Source organism: Collinsella aerofaciens, from assembly GCF_041537385.1.
GTDB lineage: Bacteria > Actinomycetota > Coriobacteriia > Coriobacteriales > Coriobacteriaceae > Collinsella > Collinsella aerofaciens_BV.
This window is the reverse complement of record NZ_JBGORS010000001.1, coordinates 562,065-576,757: the sequence shown is the minus strand read 5'-3', so window position 1 is coordinate 576,757 and position 14,693 is coordinate 562,065. Positions and strand designations below refer to the sequence as shown.

The following is a 14,693-nucleotide window of genomic DNA, read 5'->3' as shown; positions in this document are numbered from 1 at the left end:
CGAGGTGTTACGGTCCGGATGGACGTTCGGTTTGACTAGATGAACATCATGAACAGCTTGGCCATGACAAAGCTGATGAGTCCGCAGGCGGGGAAGGTGAAGAACCAGGTGAACATCATGTCCTTGACGACGCCGAAGTTGATGGCCGAGAGGCGTTTGACGGCACCGACGCCCATGATGGCGCAGGTCTTGATGTGCGTGGAGGACACGGGGATGCCGGTAAGGGTGGCAAGCAGCAGGTTCGCGGCGCCCGCCAGGTCGGCGGAGAAGCCCTGGTACTTTTCGAGCTTGACCATGCTCTGGCCAACGGACTTGATGATGCGCTCGCCGCCCACGCTGGTGCCGATGCCCATGGTGGCCGAGCATAGCAGCATAATCCAGATGGGGATGCCGGCATCGCCGACGCTCGTCTGGCCGCTGGCAAAGGCCACGCCTAAAAAGAGCACGCCGATGAACTTCTGTCCATCCTGCGCGCCGTGCATAAAGCTCATGGCCGCAGCGCTCGCGATCTGAGCGTATTTAAAGAAGACATTGGCACGTCGCCTGTTGGCGGCGGCGAAAAGAATCGAGACGAGCTTGCACAGGACCCAGCCCATGACAAAGCCCAGACCGATGGAGAGCGCCAGGCCGTAGATGACCTTCATCCACTCGTGGACGTTGACGCTGCTCGCACCGCCGAGGGCGATGGCGGCACCGGTCAGGCCGGCGATAAGGCTGTGGCTTTGCGAGGTGGGGATGCCAAAACGCGACGCTGTGGCGCCGTAGACGACGATGGAGAACAGCGCCGCGCATAGACAGGCGAGCGCCATGGTGCTGTTTCCGCCAAAGTCGACAATATGGGAGATGGTGTTGGCGACGCTCGCGTTAAAGTGCGTCATGATGAGCACGCCAAGGAAGTTGAATGCGGCACTCATGAGAATAGCGGCGCGGGCGGGCATGCAACGCGTAGTGACGCAGGTCGCGATGGCGTTGGGTGCGTCGGTCCATCCATTGACGAAGATGGCGCCGAGCGCGAGGATCACGGTGACGGCAAGGACTGGGTTCGACACAAGTTGGCCGAGGAAGGTTGAGAACGTTACGTCCATATATGGGCTTTCTCGAAGTTTGCAGGCACGTTACAGAAACATGATAAATCGTATCACCTCCTGCGGGTTTCTTTACCGAGTTCTGATGGGAGCAGTGAATTTTTTGGCACTAAAATTGAATATTATCCCTGTTGACCGCGGGTGTTCTTTTTGCTAACACGCCATGCGGACACATGCGATCGCTCCGACACCCCAAAACCACAGCCTGTTCGCTTTACAACATGCAAACATGCGTTCGATAATAGGAGGCATGGAATATCGACAGACAGACGGCAAAACTCGGCGCGTGCACAAGCAGTATGTGGACGTCGTGGCTCGCATTCTCGCGGGCGGACAGGTTGTGCCGGTTACCGTCTGCTGGGTTGACGGTCGCTGCTTTACGATTGACGAGATTGTCTCGTCCACCGGTTTTGGCCTGACGGTTCACGGCATTCGTACGGCGACTTATAAGGTGCGTTTTGGCGGACATGCGACCGAACTGTATCTGGAAGAACAGGCACGCGAGCGACCGGATGGCTCGCAGACTCATCTGATGCGTTGGTGGGTGTGGGCGTTCGACCGAACACTCGAGAGCGAGCGCCGCAGGTAAGAACGCGTGACGTTCGGGTACAATGGCAGGAAACTTGTCAGCTACGGCGCCGTCGCGGTGCTTTTTGAAAGGACGAAATTATGAACGATATTCAGGGCTATCAGAATGGCCCCATCGAGACCGGCGCAAGCCGTGCCAAGGAGATGTCGCCGCGCGCGTACAACCTTGTCATGTCTGCTCTGATCTTTTTGGGCTTTTGCGCCATGGGCGCCGGTGCTTACTTTACGAGCACCATGTCGTTTGCGCGCATGATGATGAGCGGCGCCGCTTTGCCGCTGGTCTTTGGCTCATTTATTTTGACCATCGTCGGCATGGTCATGATGTCGGCTGCTGCCAGCAAACAGTCCGTGGGCCTGTCACTCGTGGGCTACGTGGTCTTTGCGAGCACCTTTGGCCTGACGGCGTCGTTTGGTCTTGCCAACTACGACCTGCCTACCATTAACACCGCCTTTATCGCCACGGCCGCCATTACCTTTGTCTTTGGTGCGCTGGGCGTGACCTTCCCCAAGTTCTTCCAGCGTGTGTATGGCATTGGTTTTGGCATCCTGCTTGCCACGATTCTGGTCGAGATCGTGCTGATGTTCATGGGCGTTTCGCAGTCCATCACCGACCTGATCGTGATCGTGGTGTTCGCCGGCTTCATCGGCTACGACACCTATGTGGCAACGACGGTGCCGCCCACGCTGCCCAACGCCGTGCTCATGGCATCCAACCTGTTCGTGGACATCATCAACGTGTTCCTGCGCATTCTGAACATCCTCGGCCGTCGCGATTAAAGCGCGGCATTGCGATGCTTCCTGCCGGACACGGTAAAACGATGCGAAAGGCGGTCCTTCGGGGCCGTCTTTTTTGTGCGCGGCGGGGTATCATGGATGGGAAAAGCCGATAGCGGCAGCGACAGGAAAGGTGACCACGTATGGCAGACGTCGACAACAGGAACCGTAACCGCAGGTCCAACCGAGCGGGTCAGCCCAATCCCAAGCGCGAGGCCCGTGCCAAGGCCGCCGAGCGCCATGTGATGACTGTGTCCGAGGCCTGCGCCAAGGATATCGAGCGTTCGCTTGCTGGTGTTCGCGAGTTTGACGGCATGCCTGCCGGCTTTGTCGCGGCGATGAAGGCCAAGGTTCAGACTGCTGTGGCCCCCGAAGAGCAGGTCGCCGAGGACGTCGAGAACGCGGAGACTGCCGAGGTCGAGGCAGCGCCCGAGACCGAGGCGGCGCCCGAGCCCGTCGAGGAGCCTGCCGAGGAAATCGCCGAAGCTGAGTCCGCGCCTGCTGAGGAGCCCGCTTCGGTCCTGCCCGAGGTCACTGTGCTTGATGCCTCCGCCACGCAGGCAATCCTCGATAACGGTCGCGGCTATGCGCAGTTCTGCGACATGGCCGTGCTCGCCTTTGCCTCGTTTACCAATCCGGGCGGTGGATATATTCAGGGTTATCTGGGCCAGGAGGCCACGCTGTGCGCCGATTCGTATCTGTACAACGTCCTCGATAAGCAGCGTAAATGGTACGGTGAGAACCGTCGCCGCAACATCAACTGTGAGCTGTACCGCAACCGTGCGCTGGTGGTGCCCGCGGTGCGCTTCGAGCGCAAGCATGTGCACGCCTATGCCGACGTGATCGTCGCCGCTGCACCCAACGCCAAGCGTGCTCGCCAGGAGTACCGCGTGAGCGACGATGCTCTGCTGGATGCCCTGCGCGACCGCATCCGCTTTGTGCTCGCCATCTGCGACGAGTTGGGTCGCGAGAAGCTCGTAGTGGGTGCTTGGGGCTGCGAGAACAACGGCTTTGACGCCGAGGCCGTGGCCGAGCTCTTCCGCAAGGAGCTCGCATCGGGCGACTTCAAGGTCAAGCAGGTCTTCTTTGCCGTGCCCTCTACGCGCTGGGACGAGGACTTCGCCAAATTCGAGCACGTGCTGGCAAACTTCCCCGAGCGAAACGAGGAGTCCTATGCTCAGGTTGCCGCCCGCGCCGCAGCCGCCCGTGCCGCCGAGCAGGCTCAGGCCGCTGCCGAGGATGACGAGGATGACGACGACTGGCGCAAGTACCTGTAAACGGTGCTCGTGATGCGATATACCGAGCCGACGGGAGAGGCTGCTCCTGTCGGCTTTTTATTGAGTGGGGAGCTTACGATGAAAAACGTTCTGTGCTTTGGTGACAGCAACACCTATGGTTACGATCCGGCGGGCATGCGCGACGGTACCGCGGTGCGCTATGCGCAGGATGTGCGCTGGTGTGGCGTGGTCCAACGTGACTTAGGCGAGGGCTGGCATGTAATTGAAGAAGGCCTCAACGGCCGCACGACGGTACGCGACGACATGTGCCATCTGGACACTAACCTCAACGGCATTCGCGCGCTTCCGATGCTGCTCGAGGCTCATAAGCCGCTGGACGCCATTGTGATCATGCTGGGCACCAACGACTGTAAGACGGTCTTTAACGTGACAGCTTCCGATATCGCCCGTGGCGCCATGGCGCTGATTCGCGCCGTCCGCGCGTTTCCGTGGACCGACGCCGCGCCTTGCCCGCGCATCCTGCTGATGGCTCCTATCAAGATCAAGCCGCAGATCGCCGATGTATATATGACCGATTTTGACGAGCGTTCCGTCGAGGCATCTGAACATTTTGGCGAGTACTATGCGCACGTGGCCGAGCAGTTTGGCTGCGACTTTTTGAATGCCGCCGAGTTTGCCGAGCCGGGCGATATTGACTATCTGCATATGATGCCCGAAAGCCACGAGAGCTTGGGACATGCCGTGGCAGCCAAGCTCCAAGAGATGCTCGGTGAGTAGCGCGACCCCAAGCCACCACAAAGGTACCCTTGTGGTGGCTTGTTTCGTTGATTTGTCTTGATCTGTAACAGCTGTAAGGCCGAAAACGGGCTAGATGTTACAGATTGAGATTATTAAGGTCGATATCGGTCGTTTGTCTCGATCTGTAACATCTAGGGTCGATTTAGCCGAGTTACTGTTACAGATCAAGACTATCTTCTCGGTGGAATTTGAATGTCTCGATCTATAACAGGTGGGCTGAAAAATGGGCTCTAACTGTTACAGATCGAGATGTTTGTGGGAGCCACCGCAAAGGTGCCTGTCCCCTTTGCGGCGGTTTTGGGCTGCGAATCTTAATACTGCCACATGTGGTTGACGGGGCCGGAGCCTTTGCCCATGTCAAAGCCGGCGGCGAGAGCGCCGGTTAGGTAGGCCTTACCGGCGTTGACGGCGTCGGCAAGATCCATGCCCTGGGCCAGCGCGCAGGCGATGGCGGACGAGAGCGTGCAGCCGGTGCCGTGCGTGTTGTCGGTCTCGATGCGCTTGTGGCGGAACCACGTGGTGAGCGGATCGCCCAGATGGTTGCCCTCGTCATCGAGTGGCGCGGGTTCGGCCAATACATCGTTGGCCTCGTTGACAAGATGCCCACCCTTAACGAGGGATGCGCAACCAAAGCGGCGGGTGAGGAGCATGGCAGCATTTTGCTGTGTGCGCTCGGAGTCGACCTCGTAGTCAAGCAGGGCCATGGCCTCGGGAATATTGGGCGTGATGACGGTTGCCAGTGGGAACAGGCGGCGGGTGAGCGCCTCGGCGGCATCTTCGGCAATCAGCCGTGCGCCCGAGGTGGCTACCATGACGGGGTCGACGACCATGTTTGTCGCGTTCCAGGCGCTCAGGCGGTCGGCGATAACCTCGATAATCTCGGCAGAGGAAACCATGCCGATCTTGACGGCGCTGGGGCGGATATCGTCAAATACGGCGTCGATCTGCGCAGCGACGATATCAGGGGAGATATTCTGCACGGCGGTGACACCGAGCGTGTTTTGTGCGGTGATGGCGGTGATGGCCGTCTCGGCATACAAGCGGTGCGCCGTGATGGTCTTGATGTCGGCCTGAATGCCGGCGCCACCGCTGGAATCGGATCCTGCGATGGACAGGACGGCAGGTACCTTACTGCGATCCATGTTTGCTCCCTTGTTCGGTCGGAATCAAATGGGTCTTTAAGCCAGCATTATAAAGATGCCCGGGCCGACTCTATGTCGAACCCGGGCGGGCGATGCAATCTTTACGCAAATGTAAGCAAATGTTCACACGTCAACAATTGACGAACACCATGTTACCGATTGTGGCTCCGGTGACGAGTTAGTCCTCCATGCCGAGGTCGATCGTCGTGCCTTCGAACACCTTGTTGACGGTGCGGACGGCGCACATCTTGCCGCACATGGTGCAGGTGCCCTCGGTGGCGGCGGGGGACTCCTCGTAGCGCTTCTTGCCCGTAATCGGGTCGAGAGCACACTTCCACATGGCATCCCAGTCGAGCTTGCGGCGTGCTTGGCCCATCTTGTCGTCCATGTCGCGGGCGTGCGGCACCTTCTTGGCGATATCGGCGGCGTGTGCGGCGATCTTGGTGGCCATGAGACCATCGAGTACGTCCTGGGCGTTGGGCAGGCACAGGTGCTCGGCCGGCGTCACATAGCACAGGAAGTCGGCGCCGGAGCTGGCGGAGATGGCGCCACCGATGGCGGCGGTGATGTGGTCGTAGCCCACGCCGATATCGGTCACCAGCGGACCCAGCACATAGAACGGGGCGTTGTGGCACAGGCGCTTTTGCAGTTTCATGTTGGCGGCGATCTCGTCGAGTGCCATGTGACCCGGGCCCTCGACCATGACCTGGACGCCGGCGGCCCAAGCGCGCTTGCACAGCTTGCCCAGCTCGATCATCTCGGCGGTCTCGGTGGCATCGTTGGAGTCGTAGAGGCAGCCCGGGCGGCAGGAGTCGCCGAGCGAAATCGTCACGTCGTACTCGTGGCAAATCTCGAGCAGCTCGTCAAAGTACTCGTAGAAGGGGTTTTCGTTGCCGGTGACCTCCATCCAGCCAAACAGCAGCGAGCCGCCGCGGCTGACGATGTTCATGAGACGGCCGGTCTCCTTAAAGGTCTTGGTGACCGACTTGTTGATGCCGCAGTGGATGGTCATAAAGTCCACGCCGTCCTCGGCGTGCGCGCGCACGACCTCGAACAGGTCATCCTTGGTCAGCTTGACCAGCGGCTTTTCCATATAGCCGATGGCGTCGTACATGGGGACGGTGCCCACCATAAGCGGTGTCTCGTCGATGAGCTGCTGGCGGAACTGGCGCGTCTTGCCCGAGTTGGAAAGGTCCATGATGGCGTCGGCGCCAAAGTCTTCGGCGATCTTGACCTTCTTCCATTCCTCGGCGGCATCGGCCTTGTCGCCCGAGATGCCCAAGTTCACGTTGACCTTGGTGGATAGGCCCTCACCGACGCCAAAGGCGCGCATGCCTTTTTTGATGTGCACGATGTTGGCGGGAATGGCGATGCGGCCGTCGGCCACGCGCTCGCGGATGTACTCGGGGTCGCGATGCTCGCGCTCGGCGACTTCCTTCATCTGCGGCGTGATCTGCCCGGCACGGGCGAAGTCGATTTGCGTGACGAGCTTGGGCTCGGTCTGTGTGCTCATTGGCACGGCTCCCTTCGTTGGCATTACCCATATCAGGTTTGCGGGTCAGGGCGGGCGCGCCCAATCTCAGCCTGCCGTCTTGTCCCGCAAGCTCCCCATTATGTCATGGGCTCAAGTATAGCCTGAATGGGTACGATTGGGCCAACAAGCGTGCCTGTGGGGAGGCGAACATGGAAGACAAGCATCTATATCGAGAGACGCAATGGGACGTATCGGCCGAGGAAAGCCGTGCGCACCATGGTCTTGTTGCGATTGGTTTTGCGGTGCTTGCCGTGCTGGTGATTGCCTTTTGTATCTGGACGTTTGGTGGTCGCGGCGGCGCTGCATGGGAGTTCGAGGCCGACGATGCCCTGCCGATCATGACAGTGAAGGTTACGGGCGGCAATACCGTTGCCGCGCCGGGAGACTATTGGTATCCGCGCGACGAGTTTGTGCAGCTGCAGTTGAGCGGCGGGTCTATTCCGGGTGAAGAAATCGAACGCGTGACGTTTGATGAGGCACTCAAAACGCTCATGGTGAAGCTCAAAGATCAGGGCGATGTGCCCACGACCATGGATATCGCTCTGACGGAGTGGCGTCTGGAACCTCCGTCGGGCGTTGCGGTATCCGACGTAGAGCACATTAAGATTACCTACCAAGATGGCTCGACGAGCGAGATTGCAAAGGCCGATGGCTTGGCGGAGTAACGGGGTATTTGGAAACGGCGGGTCTATTGTGCCTGCGCGTTCATGAAAACCAGGGTGTTTTTGTCTGAAAGCTCGGGGATGTGCCGATAGCCGATGTTGAATGCGGAAAGTTCGCTTGCATCCTCGAGCTTGTTTTCTGCCATCCACCGCACCATGGAGCCGCGCGCCTTTTTGCTGGCGGTCGAGCGCTGGATGGGCTTGCCGTTGCGGATATCTTCGCCAAAGAGGCATGTGACGACCGTGACATCGGTGGTGAGGCGGGGCAGAACGGCTTTGGCATACTCTACGCTGGCGAGGTTGACGATCGTGGTGTTTGAGCCTGCCGGGGCGATAGCCCGCGCGAGCTTGTCGCTCCAAAACGCGTAGAGGTCTCGGGCATCGTCAACGGCGAGCTTCGAGCCCATTTCCAGTCGATACGGTTCGACGGCATGAAAGGGACGAACGCACCCGTAGAGGCCGGAGAGGATCCATAGATGGTCTTGCAGCCATGCGAGCTGCGCTGAATCCATCACCTCGGGCGCCATGCTCTGGTATTGAATGCCGTGATAGGACATGACGGCAGGGGAGAGGTGACGGGCGAGTGCGGGATTGTCGAGATTGCCGTTTCCCAAGATGGGCCTAAACTCATGCAGGGTGTTGAGGCAAGGCCCCAGCAGTTTGTCACTCACGTTCCATAGCGCCTGCAGACCGCCGCTGCCCTCATTCCGCTCGATATCTAGCAGTGCGCGGTGGAGGCGAGCCGTCTCGTGCACAAAAGGTGGAATCCCCTGAACTTCAAAAGCATCTTGTGCCGCGCGCATCTGCTTGGCGGGCGAAATGATGACCTGCAGCATGGACTCTCCTCTGCCAAAAAGGAAGTTGCGGTGGAATACGGTCTGTTTTGGCCGTTTATGGGCCAGTTTAGTCTGTATTTCACCGCAACTGATAAAGGGTTGGTTACGCGCGCTCGATGAAGGCTTTGTAGCCGCGATAGGCCTCGTAGATATCGGCCTTGTTGGCGACCTCCCACAGGGCGTGCATGGACAGGACGGCAACGCCGGAGTCGATGACGTTCATGCCATACTTGGCCATGATGTAGGCAATGGTGCCGCCGCCGCCCGCGTTGACGCGACCGAGCTCACAGGTCTGGAAGTCCACGCCGGCCTCGTCCATGATGTCGCGGATGAGGGCCACGTACTCGGCGTCGGCGTCGTTGGAGCCGCCCTTGCCACGGCTGCCCGTGTACTTGTTAAAGCACAGGCCGCGACCCATAAAGGCGGCGTTCTTGGTCTCGAACTTGCCGGCATAGCCCGGGTCGAAGCCGGCAGACACGTCAGAGGAAAGCATGCGGCTGCGGGCGAGTGCGCGGCGCAGGGCCAGCGGGCTATTCTCGCCGGCGAGCGTCATGATCTCGGCGACGGTGTTCTCGAAGAAGCGGCTCGTCATGCCGGTGGCGCCCACGGAACCGATTTCCTCCTTGTCGACGATGAGCGTGATGCTCGTGCGCTCCACGTTGGCGACGTTGATCTGGGCGAGCATGGAGGGGTAGGCGCAGACGCGGTCGTCGTGGCCATAGCCCAAGATCATGGAGCGGTCGAGGCCCATGTCGCGGGCCGGGCCAGCGGGCACGACCTCGATCTCGGCGGAGAGGAAGTCCTCCTCCTCGACGTCATACTGCTCCTTGAGGATGTCCAGGAACATCTGCTTGACGGGCTCCTTGGGGGCGTCCTTGTCGTCCTCATCGAACTTGACGGGGCGGCCGCCCACGATCACGTCGAGGATCTCGGCGTCGACGGCGTCCTTGGCGGGCTTGGACATCTGCTCGCTCGAGAGGTGGATCAGCAGGTCGGAGATGGTAAAGACCGGATCGTCTGCCTTGTCGCCGATGTTGATGTCGACGGTGGTGCCGTCCTTTTTGCAGATGACGCCCACGAGTGCAAGCGGGGAGGCCACCCAGTGGTAGCTCTTGACGCCGCCGTAGTAGTGCGTGTCGAGGTAGGCCATGTCGCCAGCCTCAAAGGCGGGATTCTGCTTGAGGTCCAGGCGCGGCGAGTCCACGTGGGCGCCCAAGATGTTAAAGCCCTGCTCGAGCGGGGCGGTGCCCAGGTTGACGAGCATGAGGTCCTTGCCGTGATTGGCGGCGTACACCTTGTCGCCAGCCTTGAGCGCGCGGCCCTCGGCGATCACGGTCTCCAGATTGACGTAGCCCGCCTCCTCGGCCATCTTGATGCCGGTCTTGACGCACAGACGCTCGGTCTTGTTCTCGCTCAAAAACTGCTTATAGCCGCGGCAAAGCTCCTCGAGCTCCTCGATTTGCTGTGGCGTGTACTTTTTCCATGCGCAGGGACGCTCCATAACGCAGGCTCCTTTCGGATCGATCGTGCTGGTTGATGTACCGTGAGCCATCGTATCACGCGCAGGCTTACGGTGGCGGGGGAGCTTGATGTGTGGTGGCCGCAGGGCGGGGAGCGTGTAAACTGATGTGAGCAAACCGTGCCCAGCCCAAAGCGAGGTATTCAATATGTCTGACAAGCGCCGTACCTTTGCCGTTATCGACGGCAACTCGCTCATGCACCGCGCCTTCCACGCCGTGCCGCCCACCATGAACGCGCCGGACGGTCGCCCCACCAACGCGATCTTTGGCTTTTTGAATATGTTTCTCAAGATGATCGACGCCTTTAACCCCGACGGTGTGGTCGTGGCGTTCGATAAGGGCAAACCGCGCGTGCGCATGGAGATGCTGCCGCAGTATAAGGCGCAGCGCCCACCCATGGACCCCGATCTGCACGCGCAGTTTCCGATGATCAAGGAGCTGCTCGGTGCGCTCAATGTGCCGATTCTGCAGTCCGAGGGCTGGGAAGGCGACGATATCCTGGGAACCATGGCTCGCCTGGGCGAGGAGGCCGGCTGCGACATGCTGCTGGTGACCGGCGACCGCGACATGTATCAACTTGTGACTGAGCACGTTAACGTGGTCTCGACTCGCAAGGGCCTGTCCGACGTGGCGATCATGACGCCCGAGAGCGTGGACGACCTGTATCACGGCATTACGCCGGCCCTCGTACCCGATTTTTACGGTCTGAAGGGCGATACGTCGGACAACATTCCTGGCGTACCGGGCATCGGCCCCAAAAAGGCGAGTGCGCTCATCGCGCAGTACGGTAGCTTGGACGAGGTCATCGCGCATGCTGACGAGGTCAAGGGCAAGATGGGAGAAAACCTGCGTGCGCATATCGACGATGCCCTGTTGAGCCGCAAGGTCGCAACCATTCGCACCGATGCGCCTGTCGAGCTTGACTTTGACGCGACATCCTTCCCGGCGTTTTCTGCCGACGAAGTCTCCGCGGCGCTGGGCACACTCGGCATTACGGCCATGCAGAACCGTTTCTTGTCGCTAATCGGTGGCGAGGGTGGGGCTGCGGCCGCCGCCAGCACGTTTGAGATTCCCCCCGTTATGCGCGCTGCCGCCGGCGATGCCGAGGCGTTCGCTGCCGCTGCCGACGAAATCGCTCGTGCGATCGAGGCAGGCGAGTGGATTGCCGCCGTGGTGGACGACGACAAGGAGGAGGGCGCGCTTTTTGGCCTGACACGCACGCTGTGGCTGGCGACGTCCAAGGGGCTGCTTGCGCTTGAGGAGGGCGACGGCGGCACCACTGCCGTGGGTGATGGCTTCAACTTCGCCCACGGCGTGATCGCCGGTGTGCTTGCGCGCCTGTTTATGGAGGGCCGCGTGGCGAGCCCGGATATGAAGGCGCTGCTGCATGAGCTTTCGCCCATCGATTCTTCCGAGTCCGAGCTCATGGATCCGCTGGCAGTCGATTCCACGCGCATCTTCGATACCGTGGTTGCCGCCTACCTGTTGGATTCCGACCGCTCCGAGTTCGATGAGGCATATCTGGCCGATACGTATCTGCAGATGGCGCTGCCTGCGGTGCGCGGTGCGGAGGATGCCGGCGAGGACGCTCCTGCGCCCGCCGCTCGCACGGCGGCCTTGTCGCTGGCGCTAGTCGCACCGCTGCGTAACCGCATGGCCCGCGAGAACGCCGCCAACGTGTTCGACGGGATCGAGATGCCGCTCGTGCCGGTGCTTGCCAAGATGGAGCGCGCGGGCATGCTTGTAGACCCCGACCGTCTGCATAGTCTGTCCGAGGGCCTGGCGACTCAGATTGCCGAGGCCGAGCGCAGCATTCGTGACCTGGCCGGCGACGAGACCTTTAATATCGGCAGCCCTATGCAGCTCTCGCACGTGCTGTTTGACGTTATGGGGCTTCCGACCAAGGGCCTCAAAAAGACCAAGCGCGGCTACTATTCGACCAACGCCAAGGTGCTGAGCGACCTTGCCCGTGACCACGAAATCGTGCGTCTGATCTTGGACTGGCGTGAGAAGTCCAAGATCAAGTCCACCTATCTGGACACGCTGGGCCCGCTGCGCCGTGGTGACGGTCGCGTGCACACCACGTACAACCAGACCATCACGGCAACGGGTCGCCTGTCCTCGAGCGACCCGAACTTGCAGAACATCCCGACGCGCTCGGAGCTGGGCCGTACCGTCAAGACGGCGTTCTCGGCAGGCGAGGGAAGCGTCTTTTTGGCGGTGGACTACTCGCAGATCGAGCTGCGTCTGCTGGCACATCTCTCGGGTGACGAGCACCTGGTGCGCGCCTTTAACGAAGGCGAGGACTTCCATGCCGAGACGGCCGCGCGCGTGTTTGGCGTGCCGGTGTCCGAGGTAACGCCCAACTTGCGCAGTCGCGCCAAGGCCGTGAACTTTGGCATTGTGTATGGCCAGCAGGCCTACGGCCTGTCGCAGTCGCTGCATATCTCGATGGCCGAGGCGCGCGACATGATCGACCGCTACTACGAGGCCTACCCGGGTGTGCGCACGTTCCTCGACAATGTGGTGGCGCGAGCCAAGCAGACGGGCTATGCCGAGACCATGTATGGCCGCAGACGTCATATTCCCGAGCTCAAGGCCAAAAACCCGCAACTCCGCGGCTTTGGCGAGCGCACGGCCATGAACCACCCCATGCAGGGCACCGCCGCCGACATCATCAAGATTGCGATGGCCCGAGTAAGCCGCCGTCTGGAAGAAGAGGGCTTTGCCGCCCACATGATCTTACAGGTGCACGACGAACTGGACTTTGAGTGCCCCGTCGACGAAGTCGAGCGCCTCACCGCCATGGTCCGCGACGTCATGGAACACGTAGTAGACCTCCGCGTACCGTTGATCGCCGAAGCCAGCACCGGCATAACCTGGGCCGATGCGAAATAGGGAAGCACTCCGTAAGGCAAGCTCGCCCAAGACGCAAGCCCCCACATACTTAAGATTTGGGACAAACACTACTGATTAATTTGTCCCACAGTAACCAAAACAGAGGGGAGCCCCTTCCAACAAAGAGCTCCCCTCTGCTCAAATCATTTCAGCTAAGTATCTAGACACTCAAGACGCCATCTTGGCGGCAGGAAAGTAAACCTAGGGCCTGGCCGGGCGGCACGGGTTAACTTTTCGTAGATTCCGCACGCAAAGAAAGCCACTTAATGTGGCTTTCGTCTTGCGCAGGACCTGACCGAGCGAAAAGTTATCCCGTGCCGCCCGGCCAGGCCCGATGGGACGGCTACCGAGCCGCCAAGATGGCGTCGATGAGCGTCAGTACGCCCCCGTCGTTGTTGCTCGGAATGCGCCACTTGGCGTGCGCGTTCATGTGCTCCTCGGCATTGTCCACGATGAAGCTGTGCCCGACGCGCTCCAGCATGGGGATATCGTTGTAAGTATCGCCCACGGCGGCGGCGTCGGCGATATCGATCCCGAGCTGCTCGCACAGGTGCGCGACGCCAGCGCCCTTGTCGACGCCCAGGTTCATGAAGTCGATCCACTCGCGCCCGGCGTTGGTGACGTAGAGCTTGTCCGAGAACTCGGGGCTATAGGTCTCTCGGAATGCGGGCTCGGCATCGTAAGCGGGGAAGAAGATCGAGATCTTGTTGGACTCGATATCAATGCCCTCAAAGCTGTCGACGTAGTTGATTGTGTTGTAGTAGACGCTGATCTCGTCGTGGTATTGATGGTCGCGGGCAAGCACGTAGAACTCGTCGAAGCAACACAGGACGGGGACAGCGCGAGGATCCTCCGAGGCGCGGCTCAAGACCTGCTGGTACAGCTCCACGTCGATAATGCTCTTATAGATATAGCTGCCACGATAGATCACGCATGCGCCGTTGTCGGGACAAAAGGCGAGGCGGTTCTTGATGCCCTCAAACATCTCCTCGAGTTTGGGGGCGGGACGTCCGCTGGCGGGGCAGAACACGATGCCAGCCTCGGCGAGCTTGTCCAGGCGCTCGTCAAGGCCCTGAGGCAGAACGCGCTCGTCGGTCAGCAGCGTCTTGTCCATGTCGACGGCGATGAGCTTAATGTTTCCGATATTGGCGTCCGATTCGTAAGTTTGCATAAAAGCGAGCCTTTCGTTTCGAAATTGTTTCAGACGTTATAACCATCAACTCGTAGTCAGGCGTATTTTCTCAGGATTGGCGCGCGTTTGCATCTTCATTCACAAAGTAATGAAAAAACTTTTTAGAAATTTGAATTTGTCGCTTGTGCAGCAGGCACTTTAGCGTAATATAGCGACCATCGAAAACGGAGACGGAAGAACAACCGCTTACCGAGGAAAAGGTACCGTTTACGATATTTGAATTGCGCCCGGCGATAGGTGAAAGGAGAGGCAGATGCAGTTCGTAAAGATCATCACTACTGCAGACAATGTCATCCGACGCCAGCGCGCAATTTCCCGACGACGATAACAATCGTCTCTGTCCGTATGGGGCGAATTGCCTCAACAGAGTCATTTTGAGGTCGTTGGGTTTTAGCACGACATTGCTGCATGTTTCTAGGGCATGTA

12 protein-coding genes are annotated in these 14,693 nt (G+C 59.9%); 6 read left to right on the top strand and 6 right to left on the bottom strand.

Features of this window, described 5'->3' with window-relative positions:
- Window positions 1-35: 35 nt before the first annotated feature.
- On the bottom strand, window positions 36-1,085 hold the full coding sequence (locus ACEG18_RS02610; protein WP_055251696.1) for an inorganic phosphate transporter: 1,050 nt from the start codon (window positions 1,083-1,085) through the stop codon (window positions 36-38).
- A gap of 250 nt (window positions 1,086-1,335) precedes the next feature.
- Here ACEG18_RS02610 and ACEG18_RS02605 point away from each other — a divergent pair, with 250 nt between their 5' ends.
- The 4 genes from ACEG18_RS02605 to ACEG18_RS02590 all read left to right on the top strand — a co-directional run bounded on the left by ACEG18_RS02605 (window position 1,336) and on the right by ACEG18_RS02590 (window position 4,462).
- On the top strand, window positions 1,336-1,674 hold the full coding sequence (locus ACEG18_RS02605) for a hypothetical protein (protein WP_118377353.1): 339 nt from the start codon (window positions 1,336-1,338) through the stop codon (window positions 1,672-1,674).
- Between the two features lie 80 nt (window positions 1,675-1,754).
- The gene (locus ACEG18_RS02600; protein ID WP_117757011.1) at window positions 1,755-2,450 is read left to right on the top strand and encodes a Bax inhibitor-1 family protein; all 696 of its coding nucleotides are present in this window, start codon (window positions 1,755-1,757) and stop codon (window positions 2,448-2,450) included.
- A gap of 140 nt (window positions 2,451-2,590) precedes the next feature.
- A complete protein-coding gene (locus ACEG18_RS02595) occupies window positions 2,591-3,724 on the top strand; it encodes a TIGR02452 family protein (RefSeq protein WP_372541137.1) in 1,134 nt (377 codons plus the stop codon).
- Window positions 3,725-3,802: 78 nt separating this feature from the next.
- The gene (locus tag ACEG18_RS02590; RefSeq protein ID WP_117584214.1) at window positions 3,803-4,462 is read left to right on the top strand and encodes an SGNH/GDSL hydrolase family protein; all 660 of its coding nucleotides are present in this window, start codon (window positions 3,803-3,805) and stop codon (window positions 4,460-4,462) included.
- Between the two features lie 332 nt (window positions 4,463-4,794).
- On the opposite strand, the gene thiD is transcribed toward ACEG18_RS02590, so the two are convergent.
- Window positions 4,795-5,625 carry a bifunctional hydroxymethylpyrimidine kinase/phosphomethylpyrimidine kinase gene (thiD, locus tag ACEG18_RS02585; RefSeq protein WP_372541136.1) on the bottom strand — a complete coding sequence of 277 codons (831 nt, stop codon included), beginning with the start codon at window positions 5,623-5,625 and terminating at the stop codon, window positions 4,795-4,797.
- A 178-nt stretch (window positions 5,626-5,803) separates the two neighbouring features.
- Entirely contained in the window at window positions 5,804-7,138 is a 1,335-nt protein-coding gene (thiC, locus tag ACEG18_RS02580; protein WP_372541135.1) for a phosphomethylpyrimidine synthase ThiC, read from the bottom strand.
- Between the two features lie 170 nt (window positions 7,139-7,308).
- Between thiC and ACEG18_RS02575 the strand changes: the two genes are divergently transcribed.
- The gene (locus ACEG18_RS02575) at window positions 7,309-7,824 is read left to right on the top strand and encodes a hypothetical protein (RefSeq protein ID WP_372541134.1); all 516 of its coding nucleotides are present in this window, start codon (window positions 7,309-7,311) and stop codon (window positions 7,822-7,824) included.
- Between the two features lie 23 nt (window positions 7,825-7,847).
- Here ACEG18_RS02575 and ACEG18_RS02570 read toward each other — a convergent pair whose 3' ends face one another.
- On the bottom strand, window positions 7,848-8,657 hold the full coding sequence (locus ACEG18_RS02570) for a YaaA family protein (RefSeq protein WP_372541133.1): 810 nt from the start codon (window positions 8,655-8,657) through the stop codon (window positions 7,848-7,850).
- A 103-nt stretch (window positions 8,658-8,760) separates the two neighbouring features.
- Complete coding sequence (locus ACEG18_RS02565) at window positions 8,761-10,158, bottom strand: aminopeptidase (RefSeq protein ID WP_372541132.1); 1,398 nt, start codon at window positions 10,156-10,158, stop codon at window positions 8,761-8,763.
- Between the two features lie 166 nt (window positions 10,159-10,324).
- On the opposite strand from ACEG18_RS02565, the gene polA reads away from it, so the two are divergent.
- Complete coding sequence (polA, locus tag ACEG18_RS02560) at window positions 10,325-13,075, top strand: DNA polymerase I (RefSeq protein WP_372541131.1); 2,751 nt, start codon at window positions 10,325-10,327, stop codon at window positions 13,073-13,075.
- Between the two features lie 343 nt (window positions 13,076-13,418).
- Here the strand turns inward: polA and ACEG18_RS02555 are convergent, their stop codons facing one another.
- Complete coding sequence (locus tag ACEG18_RS02555; protein WP_372541130.1) at window positions 13,419-14,246, bottom strand: Cof-type HAD-IIB family hydrolase; 828 nt, start codon at window positions 14,244-14,246, stop codon at window positions 13,419-13,421.
- Window positions 14,247-14,693 lie beyond the last annotated feature (447 nt).

Coding starts and splice junctions, on each gene's coding strand:
- ACEG18_RS02600 (WP_117757011.1), top strand. CDS start 1,755: ATGAACGATATTCAGGGCTATCAGAATGGCCCCATCGAGACCGGCGCA.
- ACEG18_RS02590 (WP_117584214.1), top strand. CDS start 3,803: ATGAAAAACGTTCTGTGCTTTGGTGACAGCAACACCTATGGTTACGAT.
- ACEG18_RS02610 (WP_055251696.1), bottom strand. CDS start 1,085: ATGGACGTAACGTTCTCAACCTTCCTCGGCCAACTTGTGTCGAACCCA.
- ACEG18_RS02555 (WP_372541130.1), bottom strand. CDS start 14,246: ATGCAAACTTACGAATCGGACGCCAATATCGGAAACATTAAGCTCATC.
- ACEG18_RS02565 (WP_372541132.1), bottom strand. CDS start 10,158: ATGGAGCGTCCCTGCGCATGGAAAAAGTACACGCCACAGCAAATCGAG.
- thiD (WP_372541136.1), bottom strand. CDS start 5,625: ATGGATCGCAGTAAGGTACCTGCCGTCCTGTCCATCGCAGGATCCGAT.
- ACEG18_RS02595 (WP_372541137.1), top strand. CDS start 2,591: ATGGCAGACGTCGACAACAGGAACCGTAACCGCAGGTCCAACCGAGCG.
- ACEG18_RS02575 (WP_372541134.1), top strand. CDS start 7,309: ATGGAAGACAAGCATCTATATCGAGAGACGCAATGGGACGTATCGGCC.
- thiC (WP_372541135.1), bottom strand. CDS start 7,138: ATGAGCACACAGACCGAGCCCAAGCTCGTCACGCAAATCGACTTCGCC.
- ACEG18_RS02605 (WP_118377353.1), top strand. CDS start 1,336: ATGGAATATCGACAGACAGACGGCAAAACTCGGCGCGTGCACAAGCAG.
- ACEG18_RS02570 (WP_372541133.1), bottom strand. CDS start 8,657: ATGCTGCAGGTCATCATTTCGCCCGCCAAGCAGATGCGCGCGGCACAA.
- polA (WP_372541131.1), top strand. CDS start 10,325: ATGTCTGACAAGCGCCGTACCTTTGCCGTTATCGACGGCAACTCGCTC.